Below are 16205 nucleotides of genomic sequence, written 5' to 3'. Positions count from 1 at the left end.
TCCCGCTCGGTGGCCGCGCTCACCGTCCCAGCTCCTCTTTTTCCGAGGGTTCGGTTTTTCTCGAGGGCTCGGTTCGCCCGGCCTGCCCCGGGACGACCACGACGCGGCCGGTGGTGGTGCCGTCCGCGACGCGCTGGACGGCGTCGGCGGCCGCCTCCAGCGGCACCCGCTCGCTGACCAGGGGGCTGACCGCGCCCCGGGCGGCGAGCCCCGTCAGCTCGTCGTGGCAGGCACGGACGGCGGCGGGGTCGTGGGTGTTGTACAGGCCCCAGTGGAGGCCGAGGATCGCGTAGTTCTTGACGAGGGCGTGGTTGAGGGCGGCCTGGGGAACCACTCCGCTGGCGAAGCCGACGACCACGATCCGGCCCTCGAAGGCCACGCACTTGACCGACTTGGCGAACGCGTCGCCGCCGACCGGGTCGTAGATCACATCGGCGCCCCGTCCGCCGGTGGCCTCCTTGACGGCCGCCACGATGTCCTCGTGCCGCCGGTCGATGACCAGGTCGCAGCCGAGTTCCCGGGCCACCTTGGCCTTGTCCTCGCCGCCGACGACGCCGATCACCCGCGCGCCGTGGGCCTTGCCGAGCTGGACGGCGGCGCTGCCGACGCCGCCCGCGGCGGCGTGCACGAGCAGCGTCTCGCCGGGCTCCAGCCGGGCCCGGCGGTGCAGGCCGAACCACCCGGTCTGGTAGCCGATGTGCAGCGCCGCGGCCTGCGCGTCGTCCAGCGCGCCGGGCGCGGGCAGCGCGGCCGCGGCGCTGACGACCGTGGTCTCGGCGAAGCCGCCGGCGGGCAGCGCGGGGGTGGCGACGACTCGGTCGCCCGGGCGGCCCTGGACGCCCTCGCCGACGGCCAGGACCTCGCCGCACACCTCGACGCCGGGGGTGAACGGCAGCGGCGGGCGCACCTGGTACTGCCCGCGGCACAGCAGGGCGTCGGGGAAGTTGACGTTGGCGGCCCTCACCCGCAGCAGCAGCTGCCCGGGCCCGGCGACCGGCTCCGCCACCTCTTCCAGGCGCATCACCGCGCGCGGCTCGCCCGTCTCGTGCACTCGCCATGCCTGCATACCGGTGGCCTCCCACACCCAGTCGGTCGGCGCGCGATCCCCGCGCCGATCGCATACTAACCAGTCGGTACGACCAGCGGAACCGTCCGCGGAACGCGCCCGGACCACTCCGCCGGGCGACCGATGAACTCTTGTGCGACGCTGGACGGGCCCTGAGACTGGATGGGCCCTTGAGTCAGACGCCACCGACAGGTGAGGGTGGGCAGCGGCAACGCGGCTCGCACCGCGGTGGCCCCCGGTACCGGGCGGCCGGCGGCACCTCCCAGCGGTAGCTGGGGGCGAGCCGAAGGGGCGCGGCCCTGTCGAAAGGGAGAGCGTGTGGAGACCCAGCCGGCTGCAATCGCCACGCGGCGGAGCCGCAGATCGATACAGCCGGCTACCGCCGCGTGGTCGACCGTCGACAGGGACTGAGGCGCCCCCGGGGGCACCTCCCAGCGGTAGCTGGGGGAGAACCGAGCCCACGGAAAGGCGAACGGGAGATGACGACTGTGCCCGAGAACCCGGCGATCAGCGAAGCAGAGACGGAGGCCCGAATACGCGGCATCTGTTTCAAGACCGGGCCGCCGCGGCGGTTCGGTGTCGAGCTCGAATGGCTCGTGCACGACGCGCACCACCCCGCACACCCGGTGGAGACCGCCCGGCTGGAGGCCGCGGTCACCGCACTGCGCGCACTGCCGCTCCGGTCCACCCTCACCTTCGAACCGGGCGGCCAGCTGGAGCTCAGCTCCCTCCCGGCCGACTCGCTCACCGCCCTGGTGGAGTCCGCCGCCGCCGACCTGGCGCTCGTACGCCCGCTCCTCGCCCGGCTCGGCCTCGGCATCGCCGGCCACGGGCACGACCCCTGGCGCCCGCCGCGCCGGTTTCTCACCACCCCTCGCTACGCCACGATGGAGACCTACTTCGACCGCCGTGGACCGGCCGGGCGTTCCATGATGTGCAACACCGCCTCCGTGCAGGTCTGCGTGGACGCCGGCCATGACGAGCCAGGACCGCTCGGCATCGGGCGGCGCTGGCAGCTGGCCCACCTGCTGGGGGCCGTGCTGACCGCCGCCTTCGCCAACTCTCCCCTGCGCCAGGGCGCCCCCACCGGCTACCGCTCGACGCGGCAGGCCCTGTGGACCGCGATGGACCCGGGCCGGACGCTGGCGCCGCCCACCGGCCGGGACCCGCGCGCCGCCTGGGCCGCCTATGTGCTGGACGCGCCCGTCATGGCCATCCGCGACAGCGAGGGGGCGTGGGCCGTGCCGTACGGCCTCACCTTCCGCGACTGGATCCGCACCGGCGCGCCGCGGCCGCCCACCGGGGACGACCTCGACTACCACATATCGACCCTCTTCCCGCCCGTCCGGCCCCGCGGCCATCTGGAGCTGCGTATGATCGACGCGCAGTGCGGCGACGACGGCTGGATCGTCCCGCTCGCCGTCACCGTGGCCCTCTTCGACGACCCCGAGGCGACGGAGACCGTCTACCGCGTGGTGAAACCGCTCGCCGAGACGGCGGGCCCGGAGCCCGCGCCCGCCAACCCGCTGTGGCGCTCCGCCGCCCGCCACGCCCTCGCCGACCCCGAGCTCCGCGCCGCCGCCTTCGTCTGCTTCACCACGGCCCTGGAGGCGCTGCCCCGGCTCGGGGCCTCCCCCGCCATCACCTCCGCCGTCGCCGCCTTCACCGACCGCTATGTCGCCCGCGGCCGGTGTCCGGCCGACGATCTGCTCACCCCCGTTACCGGGAAGGAGTACCGGCCATGACCGCTCCCGGCCCCGACACCGACCCCGAGGCGCTGCGCCGGCGCGCCGAAGCGGCGCTGCGGCGCGCGCGCGAGCGCACCCGCACCCTCACCACCTGCGTCGACGAACACGACCTCACCGCCCAGCACTCCCCGCTGATGTCACCGCTGGTCTGGGACCTGGCGCACATCGGCAACCAGGAGGAGCAGTGGCTGCTGCGCGCGGTCGCGGGGCAGGAGGCGCTGCGCCCCGAGATCGACTCGGTGTACGACGCCTTCGAGCACCCGCGCGCCGAGCGGCCCTCGCTGCCGCTGCTGCCGCCCGTCGAGGCCCGCGGATACGTCGCCGATGTGCGCGGCCGGGTGCTCGACGTGCTCGAGCGGATCCCGCTGCGGGGCGGGCCGCTGGTCGACGCCGCCTTCGCGTTCGGCATGATCGCGCAGCACGAGCAGCAGCATGACGAGACGATGCTCATCACCCACCAACTGCGCCGCGGGCCCGCCGCGCTCACCGCCCCGCCCCCGCCCCCGGCGGACACCGCGGACGGCGCCCCGCTGCCCGCGGAGGTGCTGGTCCCCGGCGGCTCGTTCACCATGGGCACCTCCACCGAGCCCTGGGCCCTGGACAACGAGCGCCCGGCCCACCGGCGGGTGGTCCCCGCCTTCTTCATCGACACCACCCCGGTCACGGCCGGCGCGTACGCGCGGTTCATCGAGGAGGGCGGCTACGAGCGGCAACGCTGGTGGACCGGGGCGGGCTGGCGTCATATCCGCGAGCACCGGCTGACCGCGCCGCTGTTCTGGCGGCGCGAGGGCGGGCAGTGGCTGCGCCGGCGGTTCGGCGTGACGGAGCCGGTGGAGCCCGAGGAGCCCGTGGTGCATGTGAGCTGGTACGAGGCCGACGCCTATGCCCGCTGGGCGGGCCGGCGGCTGCCCACCGAGGCGGAGTGGGAGAAGGCCGCCCGGCACGACCCGGCCGGCGGCCGGTCGCGGCGTTACCCCTGGGGTGACGCCGACCCCACCCCGGACCACGCCAACCTGGGCCAGCGCCATCTGCGGCCGGCCCCGGCCGGCAGCTACCCGCGCGGTGCCTCGCCGCTCGGCGTCCGGCAGCTGATCGGCGACGTGTGGGAGTGGACGGCCAGCGACTTCCTGCCCTACCCGGGGTTCCGGGCCTTCCCGTACCGCGAGTACTCGGAGGTTTTCTTCGGCGAGGCGTACAAGGTGCTGCGCGGCGGTTCCTTCGCCGTGGACCCGGTCGCCTGCCGCGGCACCTTCCGCAACTGGGACCTGCCGATACGCCGCCAGATCTTCTCGGGCTTCCGCACCGCGCGCGACGCGGGGCCCGACGAAGCATGAACACCACCCGGATCGAACCCCACCCGGATCGGAAGGGGGTGATGCCGATGTGCCGGCATCTCGCCTATCTCGGACCCAGCACACCCGTGGGGGAACTCCTCATCGCGCCCCCGCACGGGCTGTACCGCCAGTCGTACGAGCCACGGCGGCAGCGGCACGGCCGGATGAACGCCGACGGGTTCGGCGTCGGCTGGTACGCGGAGGGCGACCCGGTGGCCGCCCGCTACCGGCGCGCCGGGCCCATCTGGGCCGATCTGCCGTTCACCGATCTGGCCCGGGTGATCCGGACCGGCGCGCTGCTGGCCGCCGTGCGCAACGCCTCCGAGGCGAGCGCCGACGGGGAAGCGGGCGCCGCCCCCTTCGCCTCGGGCGCGTGGCTGTTCAGCCACAACGGCAGGGTCGAGGACTGGCCCCACTCCGTGGCAGGCCTCGCCACCACCCTGCCGCCCGCCGACCTGCTGCGGCTGGAGGCGCGCTGCGACGCGGCGTTCCTGTGGGCGCTCGCGCTGCACCGGCTGCGCCTGGGCCACGACCTGCCCACGGCGCTGGGCGAGACCACCGGCACGGTGGCCGCCGCCGCGCCCGGGTCGCGACTCAACCTGCTGCTCACGGATGGCGAGACCATCGCCGCCACCACCTGGGGTGACACCCTCAGCTATCTGGCCGAGCCGGGCCACAGCGTCGTGGTCGCCTCCGAGCCCTACGACGACGACCCGCGCTGGACCGACGTCCCCGACCGCACCCTGCTCACCGCCACCCGCTCCGATGTTCAGCTCACCGCACTCAAGGAGGCTTCCCTGTGAGCCCCTTCACCATCACCCGTACCCTGCCCGCCGACGCCACGGCCGCCGCGCTGCTCGCCGATGTGGCCGAGGGGCTGACCCGCACCCCCAAACAACTGCCGCCGAAGTGGTTCTACGACGCCCGCGGAAGCGAGCTGTTCGAGCGGATCACCGAGCTGCCCGAGTACTACCCGACCCGCGCGGAGCGGGAGATCCTCGTCGCCCGGGCCGCGGAGATCGCCGCCGCGACCGGCGCCCGCACCCTCGTCGAGCTGGGCTCCGGCTCCTCCGAGAAGACCCGCCATCTGCTCCTGGCCCTGCCGGATCTGCACGCCTACGTACCCGTGGACGTGAGCGAGAGCGCGCTGACCCTCGCGGGGCGCGCCCTGCTCGCCGAGCACCCGCGGCTGACGGTGCACGCGCTGGTCGCCGACTTCCTGGACCGGCTCGCCCTGCCGCAGGACACGCCGGGCCCGCGCCTGGTGGCGTTCCTCGGCGGCACCATCGGCAATCTGCTGCCCGTCGAGCGGTCCGGGTTCCTCGCCTCGGTCAGCGCCCTGCTCGCGCCCGGCGACGCGCTGCTGCTGGGCACCGACCTGGTCAAGGACGAGGCCACGCTGGTCGCCGCGTACGACGACGCGCAGGGCGTCACGGCGGAGTTCAACAAGAACGTGCTCGCCGTCCTCGACCGGGAGCTGGGGGCCGACTTCGACCCGGCGGACTTCGACCATGTGGCGCTGTGGGACGCCGAGCACGAGTGGGTCGAGATGCGGCTGCGGGCCCGCGGCGCCATCACCGCGAAGATCCCCGCGCTGGACCTCGCCGTGCACCTCGCGGCCGGGGAGGAGATCCGCACCGAGGTCTCCGCGAAGTTCCGGCGGGAGCGGGTGCGGGCGGAACTCACCGCGGCGGGGCTGCGGCCGCGGCGGTGGTGGACCGACAGTGAGGGGCGCTTCGCGCTGTCGCTCGCGGTCCGGGTGTAGACGCCAGGGCCGGGGGGCGCGCGACTCCGCCGTCACCACCCCCTTTTGAGATCACTACACTCCGTTCCACCCGCAACACCGAGCGAAATAATGTGATCCACGTCACTCTCCAGCGGTGAGGCCGCAGCACAGCGCGCTGCGGCCCTCAACCGCGCCCCAACTCCCTCTTGTTGTGGCGAAATCCACACCCTTAATCTTTGGCGCGCCCGGCAGCGCGCCGCGAAGGCGCATGAGAAGGAGCCGTCCATGGCCTTACGCGGACGCCACCGCCGCTACAAGCCCAATCGCATCTCCCGCGCGTCGCTCAGCGTCACCGCGGGCGGCGCCGGTATCGCCCTGCCGCTGGTCGGGGCGGCCGGCGCGAGCGCCGCCTCCGGGGAGACCTGGGAGAAGGTCGCCCACTGCGAGTCCACCGAGAACTGGGACATCAACACGGGGAACGGCTTCTACGGGGGCCTTCAGTTCACCCAGTCCACCTGGGAGGCGTACGGCGGGACCGCGTACGCGCCCCGGGCCGACCTGGCCACCAAGGACCAGCAGATAGCCGTCGCCGAGAAGGTGCTCGACGCCCAGGGCCCCGGTGCCTGGCCGAACTGCTCGGCGCGGGCGGGGCTGACCCGTGGCGACGCCGCCCCGCAGAGCGCGGCCAAGGCCGTCAATGCGTCGGTGCCGACACACCAGCAGGCCGACCGGACCCCGTCGGCCAAGCACGACACGCCGACACCCATCAGCCTCCCGGGCCGCACGCCCGCCAAGGGCGACGCCGCGTACGTGGTGATCAGCGGCGACTCGCTGTCCCGGATCGCCGGCCGGCACGATGTCGACGGCGGCTGGCAGACGATCTACCAGGCCAACCGCGAGACCATCGGCGGCGACCCGGATCTGATCTACCCGGGCCAGAAGCTCTCCCTGAACGGCTCCGAAGCCAAGGCCAAGCCCAAGGCGAAGGCCGAACCCAAGGCCCAACCCAAAGCCGAACCCAAAGCCAAGGCGAAGGCGAAGCCGAAGGCCGAGCGGCCGTCGAAGGCCGCCAAGCCGGACCGCCCCCACCGGACCACCCACAAGCCCGCGGCGGCCAAGCCCGCCACCGGCTCCGGCTTCACCGCACCGGTCAGCGGGGTCAGCCCGACCACGGCCTATCGCGCGGCCGGAAGCAGCTGGTCGAGCGGCCATCACACCGGCGTCGACTTCCCCGTGGGCATCGGCACCTCGGTCAAGGCCGTCGGCGCCGGCCGGGTGGTCTCGGCGGGGTGGGCCGACGCGTACGGCTACGAGGTGGTCATCCAGCACCCGGACGGCAGATACAGCCAGTACGCGCATCTGTCGCAGCTGTCCGTCCGGGCGGGCCAGCAGGTGGGCGGCGGCCAGCAGGTGGGCCGTTCCGGCTCGACGGGCAACGCCACCGGCCCGCACCTCCACTTCGAGATCCGCACCGGCCCCGGCTACGGCTCCGACATCAACCCGCTGGCCTATCTGCGCTCACACGGCGTCAGCATCTGAGCCGTCGGCGCTCGGCGAGCCGGGGCAGGACGTCCCCGGGGCGCGCGCAGACCACGATGCCGTCCACGTCGCGGTGCGATACGAACCCTTCGGCCGCGGCGTGGGCGAGAAAGGCGAGCAGGGGCTGGTAGTAGCCGCCGGTGTCGAGAAGGGCGCAGGGCTTGTCGTGCAGCCCGATCTGAGCCCAGGTCAGCGCCTCGAAGATCTCCTCGGCGGTGCCGAGGCCGCCCGGCAGGGCGACGAAGGCGTCACCGAGTTCCGCCATGCGCGCCTTGCGCTGGTGCATGTCCGCCACGACCAGGAGCCGGGTGAGACCGGTGTGGCTGATCTCGTGGCGCACGAGGTGGTGCGGGATGACGCCCGTGACGGCGGCTCCCCCGCGCAGGGCGGCGTCGGCGACCGCCCCCATCAGCCCGACCCGGGCCCCTCCGTACACCAGCTCGAGCCCGGCCTCGGCCACGGCCCGGCCGAACTCGGCCGCCGCTCGGAGATGGACCGGGCGGCAGCCGGAAGAGGCTCCGCAGAAAACCGTGACCCGGCGCAGGCGCGCGTCGGAACTCACGCCGCGCCATAAACAGCCGAGGGCATTCCACCGAAAACTTTCGAGAAGATTCTGTCCTGTAAAATGCCGTGTTCGGCGTGGCGCTCCGCCACCATCCACGCCATCTTCTCCAGTTGTGCCTCGGAGAGCTCATACGAGGTCAGCGATTCCACGCCCACCGAATAGGTGGCGCACCATTCCAGAATCGCTTCGAGCCCGTTGACGGATGCCGCGAAGAATCGATGGTCCGGACTTTCCCAAAGGGAAGCCAGCTCTTCGAGCATGCTGCTCTGCGCCCCCTCGGGGGCGAGCATCCGGCGCGCCCTGTGCGCCAGGCGGGCCACATAGCCCTCCCGGTCCTGGATATGCAGCAGCCGTACGGTCAGCCGGCAGGGAAGATCCGGGAGCCGCTCCGCGAAACTCTGAAGCAGCGATATCGAGCCGCCCTCGACGATCACGAACCGGTGACGCTCGCCGAGCTCCGCCAGCTTGCGGACGAGCGCGTCCGCCGCCTCCTCGGGCGGGTAGTCCCCGTCGGCGACGGTCCGGTCGCCCAGCCAGGAACGCTCCACGTCCACCGTCTCCTCACCGGCCCGGGCGCTGGTGGTGGCCAGGTCGGTGAAGCACTGGATCCGGTCGGCCACCACGATCGGAGCGCCCGTGATCCGGGCCAGCGCGGTGGCGGCCGCGCTCTTTCCGACGCCGGTGGGTCCGGCGATGACATGCACGAACTGCGGGCTTCCGCCAGGTGATCCAGCCATCGAAATCCCCTCCGCCGCAACCTTCCTGACGGTGAATCACGGTAACCCCGGACGCCTCCGGCGCATCCCTAGCCAAGGCATCAAAAGAGTAAACGAATGGACAAGTAATTAAAGGTTGAATATTTAACGCCATCCTTACTTGCCTCGCGCCACACTCCGGATCGCACCATTCTCACGGCAACCCGAACGGTATTCACGAGAGGACCGGGGAGGACCGGGTATGACTCGACTGTCGGATCCGCCGTCAGCAATTCTCGATCGATTCGGCAAGGGATGGGATCCGGACACGCTCTCGACCCTGGCCGGATCGGTTCCGATCGACCTCGGCGCACCCGTCGAGCGCGTTCTGGAACAGCTCGGGCCGGCGCTCGGCCGCCCCGAGGCACGTACGGTGCTGGTCGGTTATGGCGCCTCGTACGGCACCGCGCCGCAGGACGTGGCGCTCTTCGGCGCGCTCCCCGGCTGGAGCGTTCATGTGCCGGGACACCCCGACGAGGTCGGGCGGCTGCTGCGGGAGGCCGCGGCCGGCGACGGGAGCGCGTACATCAGACTTCCCGAGCAGGGCAACGCCGAGCCCCACGGCGCCTCGGGGGTGTTCGACGTCATCAGGCTGGGCGCGGGCGGTGTGGTGCTGGCCGTGGGCCCCACGCTGGACACGGTGGTGCGCGCCACCACCGGCCTGGATCTGACCGTCCTGTACGCCTCGACCATCCGCCCCTTCGACGCGGTCGGCCTGCGCACCGCGGTGCTTGCCGCCGACCGGGCCGACGTCGTCCTGGTCGAGCCCCATCTGGCGGGCACCTCGGCGCGCTGTGTCGCCGAGGCCCTGGTGAACGTCCCGCACCGGCTCCGCGCCCTCGGCGTCCCCTGGGACACCGCGACGCCCGCCCCCGCGCTCGACGAGGCGGGCATCGCCGCGACGGTCAGGGCCTTCCTGCGCTGAAGGCACCAAGGCAGCACAGACTTCCCGGGGAGGAAGCCGATGAACGTTCTCCTGATCTCCGGCATGGGGCCGGAAGTACCGAACAAGAAGCTTCTGGAGGGCTCCTCGTTCGAGGCGTTACTGGCCCCGCCGGGCCACCGCGCGGCCGCCGGGCGACGCGATGTGTTCGACCTGTCCCTCCTGCGCACGGCGGACACGGCAAGGCAGCCCCTGCTGCGCCCGAGGCGCACTGGCGGCCGGGCCCGCGCGGTCAGCTCCGTACGCCTCTCCGCACCCGTCGAGGAGGAACGCGAGCCGGAGACGGCACCCCATCTGACCACCTTCACCCTGCAGTCGATCCTTCTGTCCGCCGGAATCGACCACGAGGTGTTCCCGATCGAGCGGATCTGGACCGGCTCCGCGGTGGAACCCCCGGATGACGTTGACGTCGTGCTGCTCTCGACGACCTTCATCTGGGACCGCCGTACCCTCGCCAAGGCCGTCGCATGGGTGGAGGAACACTGCCCCACGGCGGTCCTGGTGCTCGGCGGACAGTACAGCAACCTCAAGTTCCAGCGGATCCTGTCCGATCACCCCTTCGTCCGGTACATCGTCCGAGGCGACGCCGAGGCCACCCTGCCCGCTCTGCTGCGGGCCCTGCGCACCAAGGACGATGCGGCCGACATCCCCAACCTGGTGTGGCGCGACCGCGATACGGACCGGGTGCGCATGACCCGGATCGAGTACGTCGACCTGGACGCGCTGCCCTCGCCCAGTCCGGTCGGCGCGCTCCCGGTCGTCCCGTACGAGTCCATGCGCGGCTGTCCGTTCAGCTGCAAGTACTGCTCCTTCCCCGCCGCGTCACCGAAATGGCGCTACAAGTCGGCCCAGAAGATCGCCGACGACTTCCTGCGCTACCGCCGTGAGAACGGCGCCGAGTACATCAAGGCCCTGGACTCCACCTTCACCGTGCCGCCGACCCGGCTGCGCGCGCTGCTGCCGCTCCTGGCAGAGGCGAACGTCGGCTGGGAGGCGTACACGCGCGCCAACTCGATCCGGAACCGGGGGGTCGTGGAGGACCTGGAGCGGGCGCACTGCCGCGCGCTGTCCATCGGCTTCGAGTCGATGAACGACACGACGCTGGGCCATATGCACAAGCAGGTCAAGGCGCGCGCCAACCGAACGGCCTTCGAGCTGCTCCAGAACAGCTCGATCCACTCCTTTGTCTCGTTCATCGTCGGCTATCCCGGCGAGACGCCCGAACTCTTCGAGGACACCAAACGGTTCCTGGTGTCGGAGTACTCCGGCCAGTTCGCGCTCTACGTCTTCATGATGAACGACGAGACCATGCCGGTCTGGCAGGAAGCCGACCGCTTCGGCCTGGAGGTCTTCGACCTGGACGGCGAGGCGGAGGACTGGACCCACCACGGGATGGACAGCCGCACCGCCGCCCGACTACAGCTGGAGACCCTGCGCGAGGTGCGCTGGAAGAACGACCACGCGATCGCCCGGGTGTGGCAGCACGGCTTCGAGTCCCCCCTGCTGCCCGACCGGTCCCCGGCGCGGAACGCGGTGGTCGAGAAGCTGGTGGACCGCCTCGGGATGCTGAGCGCCGACGTCCGCGACCCGGCCGAGGCCGCACGCCGCAGGGACCGTCTGCTGTCCGATCTCGCCGGACATGGCGTGGTCACGGCCCGCTGAGGTCGTACTGACACGCCTGGAGATGGAACAGCTCGGCATAGATGCCGCCCTGGTCCAGCAGAGCCTGGGGGGTGCCCGACTCGGTCACCCGCCCCTCGTGGAGGACGTGGATGAGGTCGGCGTGCCGGACGGACGCCAGCCGGTGGGTGATCAGGACGACGGTCTGCCCCTCCCCCGCGAGGGCGCGGATCTGCTCGAAGACGGCGAGTTCGGCGCGGGCGTCGAGTGCGGAGGTGGGCTCGTCGACCAGCAGCACGGGGGCCGTACGGTAGCGGGCGCGGGCGATGCCCAGCCGCTGCCACTGGCCGCCGGAGAGCTGGTGGCCGCCGCGGAACTCCCGGGCCAGCAGGGTGTCCCAGCCGTGCGGCAGCCCGGCGACGATGTCGTCGGCCCCGGCGTAGGCCGCCGCGCGGTCCAGGGCCTCGGTGCGGATGGGGGTCTCCGGGCTGCCGATCGCGACGTTGGCCTTGGCCGTGAAGGGCCAGCGCTTGAAGTCCTGGTTGACCATGGCGATCCGGGAGAAGAGCTGCTCCCGGTCGGCCTCCGCGATGTCGGTGCCGTCCCACAGGATGCGCCCCGAGTCCGGCATATGGAGTCCGGCGAGCAGCTTGACCAGGGTGGACTTGCCGGATCCGTTCTCGCCGACGAGCGCGACCACGCCCCCGCCGGGAATGGTGAGGCTGACCTTGTCCAGCGCGGGCCGGTCGCTGCCCGGGTAGGTGAAGGAGACGGACTCGAAGCGGATCTCCTCCGGCTCCTTCGGCAGCGGCAGCCCGCCCTGGGGAATCGCGCACCGCTCGGAATCCTCGCACAGGCGGTCCAGATCCTGGACGAACAGCATCTCCTCGTAGAGCTGGTTGAGCTGAAGAACCAGTGTGGACAGGTTCTGCGAGCCGGTGCGGATGGCGATGACCGCGGTGCCCGCGACGGACAGCTCCATGCCGCCGGTGAGCAGCAGTCCGGCCAGCGCCGCGTATGTGGCGAGGGTCGCCGCGCCGGTGAGCGCCGCGGCGACCAGCTCGGTGCCGGCCGCGGCGTCGGCAAGCCGGGTCTGCTCCGTCTCGGCGGACTCCGACATCCGGCGGAAGTGACGCAGCAGGAAGCGGCCGACGCCGTGCACCCGGACCTCCTGCGCCGCCTCGCGCTCGGTGAGCAGCCGGCTGAGCAGATGGCCCGCGCGGGCGTGCTCGATCATGGTGTGGAAGGAGAGATAGCGGCGGCGGGCGATGCGCAGCGCGCTCCAGCTGCGCGGCAGGGCGATGAGCACCAGCAGCGGCAGCAGCACGGGGTGCAGAACGGTCAGCACTCCGGCGGCGGCGATGACGGCGAGCAGCCCGTTGACCACCGCCACGCAGTACCTGACCATGCGCCGAGCCGAAGAGGCCCCGTATTGGGCGGAGTCCAGCAGCCGGTGGAACTCCGCGTCCTCGATGGCGGAGAGCTCCACCCGGGCCGCGCACTCCAAGTACCGTTCGGTCGCGAGCCGTTCGACCTTCGGCTCCAGTCGGCCGGTCCCGGCCGTCGAGGCCGAGGCCAGCAGCGCGCCGAGGACCGCGACCACGCCGACCACGACCAGCGGCGGCAGAGCGTGTCGCAGCCGGTCGGCCGTGGCCCCGTCGGACAGCAGCGCCGCCAGCGCGTCGTTCACCGCCACCAGGCTGAACGCCTGGCCGATCCCCTGGCCGATCTCCGCCGCCGCGACCGTGCGCAGCGCCTTGCGGTCGGCGGCCCAGGCGAGCCGTACGGTGGAGCCCACCAGGCGGGGCAGCCTGCGGGCCATCGCCCATAACGACAGATGCAGATAGGCGTCGTCGTAGCGGCTGAATCCCATGTCGTACCGGAGCCGTCCGCCGAAGAGCAGGCGCTCGGACTCCGATGTCTCGTCAGTGGCCTGCTGGTTGCGTCGCCGCGGCCACGGCATCGCACCACCCCCTCCGCCTGGGCACCACGTCAGTTTGCCGTAGCGGAGGGGCCGTCCGCGACGCATTTCCGGTCGGCCTCGGCCGCGCTCCGTGGCACGATGTGCGAGGTGCGGGGCATCGTGCGCCCGCGGTGGGGCGGTGTACGCGCCCTCCCCCGGACGGGAAACGGAGGACAGTGCGGCGTGCGTCTGGCCCACGACGACCCGCGGCTGCGCTACCGGGGGGCGGTGTCGCTCCAGCGGGGCCCCGGCTGGACCGCGCCCTGGCGGCTGCCGCACCCGGAGGCCGCGCTGTATCTGCCCGAGGGCGGGCTGGGGCGGGCCGCGATGCCGTCGGGGGTGCGGGTGGCGCTGCGTACCGACAGCACCGGGCTGACCTGCCGCTACCAGGCGGATCCCGCGCCGAAGCTCAATGGCCCGCCAGAGGCCGCGCGGCTGGATGTGCTGTGCGAGGGGCGGCACTCGGCCACCGTCGAGCTGCGGACAGACGGCCGGGACGCGGAGTTCCGGGTCGACGGCCTGCCGGGGCGAATGGCGGCGGTCGAGCTGTGGCTGCCCTTCTACCATCAGTTCCGGCTGTGCGAGGTGACCCTGGACGCGGGCGCGGCGGTCGAGCGTGACGGGGCCGAGGGGCGGCCGCGCTGGGTCCACTACGGCAGCTCCATCTCGCAGGGGCGCGGCGCGGCCTCCCCGAGCCGGACGTGGGCGGCCCTGGTGGCCCGGCGCGCCGGCTGGGAGCTGACCTCCCTGGCGCTGGGCGCGGCCTGCCAGCTCCAGCCGATGACCGCGCGGCTGATGCGGGACCTGCCGGCCGAACTGCTCACCGTCTGCGTCGGGATCAACATCCAGGCGCTGGGCAGCCACAACCGCGACTCGCTGGCCTCGGCGCTCGTCGGCTTCGTGCGGACGGTGCGCGAGGGGCATCCGAGGACGCCGTTCGCGGTGATGTCGAACATCGTCGCGCCCGAGCGGGAGGAGGTGCCGGGGCCCTCCGGCATGACGATGCGCGAGTGCCGGGCGCACATACGGCGCGCGGTCGAGCTGCTGCGCACACACGGGGACACGAACCTGCACTACATCCACGGCCCGAAGGTGTTCGGGCCCAGCTGTACGCGGCTGCTGCTGGAGCCCGAGGGCCTGGACCGGCTGCACCCCGGGCCCGCGGGTCACCCCGTCTTCGCCGCGCGCTTCCTGACGACTCTGCGCCGTGCGGGATGCGCCCCCGAGGTCCCGGCGGGCTCATGACGCCCCGTACGCCGGGCGGGGCGGCTCCGCGGCGGCGAGCAGCTTCCGGGCGGCCTCGCCCGCCTCGGCCGGGGTCCAGCGGGCGCCCTTGTCGGCGGTCGGGCCCGGCCGCCAGCCCTCCATGACGGTGATGCGCCCGGCCTCCGCCTCGAAGACCCGGCCGGTGACGCCCGCGCTGTCGGCGGAGGCGAGCCAGACGACGAGCGGCGAGACGTTCTCGGGGGCCATCGTGTCGAAGGCGCCGGCCTCGTCCGGGGCGGCCATGGAGTCGGGATAAGTCCGCTCGGTCATCCGGGTGCGGGCGGCCGGGGCGATGGCGTTGACCTGGACGCCGTAGCGGCCCAGCTCGGCGGCGGCCACGAGGGTCAGCCCGACGATCCCGGCCTTGGCGGCGGAGTAGTTGCCCTGGCCCACGCTGCCCAGCAGCCCCGCCCCCGAGCTGGTGTTGACCACGCGGGCGGCCGGGGCGCGGCCCGCCTTCGCCTCGGCGCGCCAGTGGGCGGCGGCGTGCCGCAGTGGCAGGAAGTGGCCCTTGAGGTGGACGCGCAGCACCGCGTCCCAGTCGTCCTCGTCCAGGTTGATCAGCATGCGGTCGCGCAGGAAACCGGCGTTGTTGACGAGGGCGTCGAGCCGGCCGTAGGTGTCGAGGGCGGTGGCGACCAACGAGGCCGCGCCGTCGGTGGTGGCGATGTCGCCGCCGTGCGCGACCGCCTCACCGCCCAGCCCTCGGATCTCGTCGGCGACGTCCTGGGCCGGGCTCCCCCGGCCCGCCGCGCCGTCCAGGGCCACGCCGAGGTCGTTGACGACGACCTTGGCCCCCTCGGCGGCGAGGGCCAGCGCGTGTGCCCGGCCCAGGCCACGGCCCGCTCCGGTGACGACGGCGACGCGCCCGCCGCACAGTCCGGTCATCTTGGGTCCTCCTGTTGGTTGACGTTGGCGGCGTCGAGGAACGCCGGGCGCTCACCGCCGCCGTGGACGCACAGGGCGGCGCCGCTGACGTACGCGGCGAGGTCGGAGGCGAGGAAGACGCAGGCGTCGCCCGCCTCGTCCGGCTCGGCCAGCCGCCCGAGGGGGACGGTGCGGCCGACGGCGGCGAGCCCGGCCTCGTCGCCGTAGTGCAGCTGGGACAGTTCGGTGCGGACCATGCCGAGCACGACGGTGTTGACCCGGACCGTGGGGGCCCATTCCACGGCCAGGGAGCGGGCGAGGTTCTCGAGGCCCGCCTTGGCGGCTCCGTAGGCCGCGGTGCCGGGGGACGGGCGGGTCCCGCTGACGCTGCCGATCATCACGATGGAGCCGCCGCGCTCCTGATGCCGCATCACCTCGTAGGCGGCGAGGGAGACGGTCAGGGGGGCGATGAGGTTCAGCTCGACGACGCGGGCGGCGCGGTGCGGCCCGGCGGCGGCGAGCAGTCCGAACGGGCTGCCTCCGGCGTTGTTGACCAGGAGGTCGAGCCGGCCGTACGAGCCGCGCAGCCCTTCGAAGAAGGCGCCGACCGCGTCCGCGTCGCGCACGTCCAGCGGCAGGAAGCGGGCGGTGCGGCCCGCCGCTTCGACGGGCCGCTCCCCGGGCCGGCGCGCGCAGACCACGACCTCGGCTCCCGCGGCGAGCAGCGCCCGCGCGATCCCCGCCCCCACGCCCCGCGTCCCTCCGGTGACGACCGCGACCCGCCCGGCCAGGTCGATGGTGACGGCCACGTGA

14 protein-coding genes are annotated in these 16205 nt (G+C 73.0%); 8 read left to right on the top strand and 6 right to left on the bottom strand.

Features of this window, described 5'->3' with window-relative positions:
* Positions 1 to 19: 19 nt before the first annotated feature.
* Positions 20 to 1066, bottom strand: coding sequence for an NADPH:quinone oxidoreductase family protein (locus ACWY4P_RS51850; RefSeq protein ID WP_456207787.1), 1047 nt, complete (start codon positions 1064 to 1066; stop codon positions 20 to 22).
* A gap of 479 nt (positions 1067 to 1545) precedes the next feature.
* Here ACWY4P_RS51850 and egtA point away from each other — a divergent pair, with 479 nt between their 5' ends.
* From egtA to ACWY4P_RS51825, 5 genes are all read left to right on the top strand, one after another.
* A complete protein-coding gene (gene egtA / locus ACWY4P_RS51845) occupies positions 1546 to 2811 on the top strand; it encodes an ergothioneine biosynthesis glutamate--cysteine ligase EgtA (protein WP_456207786.1) in 1266 nt (421 codons plus the stop codon).
* A complete protein-coding gene (gene egtB / locus ACWY4P_RS51840; protein ID WP_456207785.1) occupies positions 2808 to 4148 on the top strand; it encodes an ergothioneine biosynthesis protein EgtB in 1341 nt (446 codons plus the stop codon). Before egtA ends, egtB begins: the two co-directional genes overlap by 4 nt.
* A gap of 47 nt (positions 4149 to 4195) precedes the next feature.
* Positions 4196 to 4951, top strand: coding sequence for an ergothioneine biosynthesis protein EgtC (gene egtC, locus ACWY4P_RS51835; protein ID WP_456213334.1), 756 nt, complete (start codon positions 4196 to 4198; stop codon positions 4949 to 4951).
* Positions 4948 to 5913 (top strand): L-histidine N(alpha)-methyltransferase, encoded by a 966-nt coding sequence (gene egtD, locus ACWY4P_RS51830; protein ID WP_456207784.1) that lies wholly within the window; start codon positions 4948 to 4950, stop codon positions 5911 to 5913. The genes egtC and egtD overlap by 4 nt, the downstream gene beginning before the upstream one ends.
* Before the next feature lie 246 nt (positions 5914 to 6159).
* Positions 6160 to 7413 carry a transglycosylase family protein gene (locus ACWY4P_RS51825; RefSeq protein WP_456207783.1) on the top strand — a complete coding sequence of 418 codons (1254 nt, stop codon included), beginning with the start codon at positions 6160 to 6162 and terminating at the stop codon, positions 7411 to 7413.
* On the opposite strand, the gene ACWY4P_RS51820 is transcribed toward ACWY4P_RS51825, so the two are convergent.
* Together ACWY4P_RS51820 and ACWY4P_RS51815 are read right to left on the bottom strand one after the other, a co-directional pair.
* Positions 7403 to 7975: an LOG family protein gene (locus ACWY4P_RS51820; protein WP_456207782.1), complete on the bottom strand. Its 573-nt coding sequence runs from the start codon at positions 7973 to 7975 to the stop codon at positions 7403 to 7405. The two genes, ACWY4P_RS51825 and ACWY4P_RS51820, sit on opposite strands and share 11 nt — an antisense overlap.
* A complete protein-coding gene (locus tag ACWY4P_RS51815) occupies positions 7972 to 8682 on the bottom strand; it encodes an isopentenyl transferase family protein (protein WP_456207781.1) in 711 nt (236 codons plus the stop codon). Before ACWY4P_RS51815 ends, ACWY4P_RS51820 begins: the two co-directional genes overlap by 4 nt.
* A gap of 253 nt (positions 8683 to 8935) precedes the next feature.
* Here ACWY4P_RS51815 and ACWY4P_RS51810 point away from each other — a divergent pair, with 253 nt between their 5' ends.
* Together ACWY4P_RS51810 and ACWY4P_RS51805 are read left to right on the top strand one after the other, a co-directional pair.
* Positions 8936 to 9658 (top strand): transketolase, encoded by a 723-nt coding sequence (locus tag ACWY4P_RS51810; protein WP_456207780.1) that lies wholly within the window; start codon positions 8936 to 8938, stop codon positions 9656 to 9658.
* Positions 9659 to 9697: 39 nt separating this feature from the next.
* Positions 9698 to 11338 (top strand): B12-binding domain-containing radical SAM protein, encoded by a 1641-nt coding sequence (locus tag ACWY4P_RS51805; protein ID WP_456207779.1) that lies wholly within the window; start codon positions 9698 to 9700, stop codon positions 11336 to 11338.
* Here the strand turns inward: ACWY4P_RS51805 and ACWY4P_RS51800 are convergent.
* On the bottom strand, positions 11325 to 13259 hold the full coding sequence (locus tag ACWY4P_RS51800) for an ABC transporter ATP-binding protein (RefSeq protein ID WP_456207778.1): 1935 nt from the start codon (positions 13257 to 13259) through the stop codon (positions 11325 to 11327). The two genes, ACWY4P_RS51805 and ACWY4P_RS51800, sit on opposite strands and share 14 nt — an antisense overlap.
* 183 nt (positions 13260 to 13442) lie before the next feature.
* Between ACWY4P_RS51800 and ACWY4P_RS51795 the strand changes: the two genes are divergently transcribed.
* Positions 13443 to 14504, top strand: coding sequence for an SGNH/GDSL hydrolase family protein (locus ACWY4P_RS51795; protein ID WP_456207777.1), 1062 nt, complete (start codon positions 13443 to 13445; stop codon positions 14502 to 14504).
* Here the strand turns inward: ACWY4P_RS51795 and ACWY4P_RS51790 are convergent.
* The gene (locus tag ACWY4P_RS51790; RefSeq protein ID WP_456207776.1) at positions 14499 to 15413 is read right to left on the bottom strand and encodes an SDR family oxidoreductase; all 915 of its coding nucleotides are present in this window, start codon (positions 15411 to 15413) and stop codon (positions 14499 to 14501) included. The two genes, ACWY4P_RS51795 and ACWY4P_RS51790, sit on opposite strands and share 6 nt — an antisense overlap.
* A complete protein-coding gene (locus tag ACWY4P_RS51785; RefSeq protein ID WP_456207775.1) occupies positions 15410 to 16201 on the bottom strand; it encodes an SDR family oxidoreductase in 792 nt (263 codons plus the stop codon). Before ACWY4P_RS51785 ends, ACWY4P_RS51790 begins: the two co-directional genes overlap by 4 nt.
* Positions 16202 to 16205 lie beyond the last annotated feature (4 nt).

Source organism: Streptomyces sp. LZ34, from assembly GCF_053890475.1.
Note: the sequence above shows the minus strand (reverse complement) of the source record. Positions and strands in the feature narration are given on the sequence as shown.

What these genes read in the sequence shown, in the direction of transcription:
- ACWY4P_RS51850 (WP_456207787.1), bottom strand. Translation starts at nt 1,066, where the DNA reads ATGCAGGCATGGCGAGTGCACGAGACGGGCGAGCCGCGCGCGGTGATG.
- egtA (WP_456207786.1), top strand. Translation starts at nt 1,546, where the DNA reads ATGACGACTGTGCCCGAGAACCCGGCGATCAGCGAAGCAGAGACGGAG.
- egtB (WP_456207785.1), top strand. Translation starts at nt 2,808, where the DNA reads ATGACCGCTCCCGGCCCCGACACCGACCCCGAGGCGCTGCGCCGGCGC.
- egtC (WP_456213334.1), top strand. Translation starts at nt 4,196, where the DNA reads ATGTGCCGGCATCTCGCCTATCTCGGACCCAGCACACCCGTGGGGGAA.
- ACWY4P_RS51825 (WP_456207783.1), top strand. Translation starts at nt 6,160, where the DNA reads ATGGCCTTACGCGGACGCCACCGCCGCTACAAGCCCAATCGCATCTCC.
- ACWY4P_RS51810 (WP_456207780.1), top strand. Translation starts at nt 8,936, where the DNA reads ATGACTCGACTGTCGGATCCGCCGTCAGCAATTCTCGATCGATTCGGC.
- ACWY4P_RS51805 (WP_456207779.1), top strand. Translation starts at nt 9,698, where the DNA reads ATGAACGTTCTCCTGATCTCCGGCATGGGGCCGGAAGTACCGAACAAG.
- ACWY4P_RS51800 (WP_456207778.1), bottom strand. Translation starts at nt 13,259, where the DNA reads ATGCCGTGGCCGCGGCGACGCAACCAGCAGGCCACTGACGAGACATCG.
- ACWY4P_RS51790 (WP_456207776.1), bottom strand. Translation starts at nt 15,413, where the DNA reads ATGACCGGACTGTGCGGCGGGCGCGTCGCCGTCGTCACCGGAGCGGGC.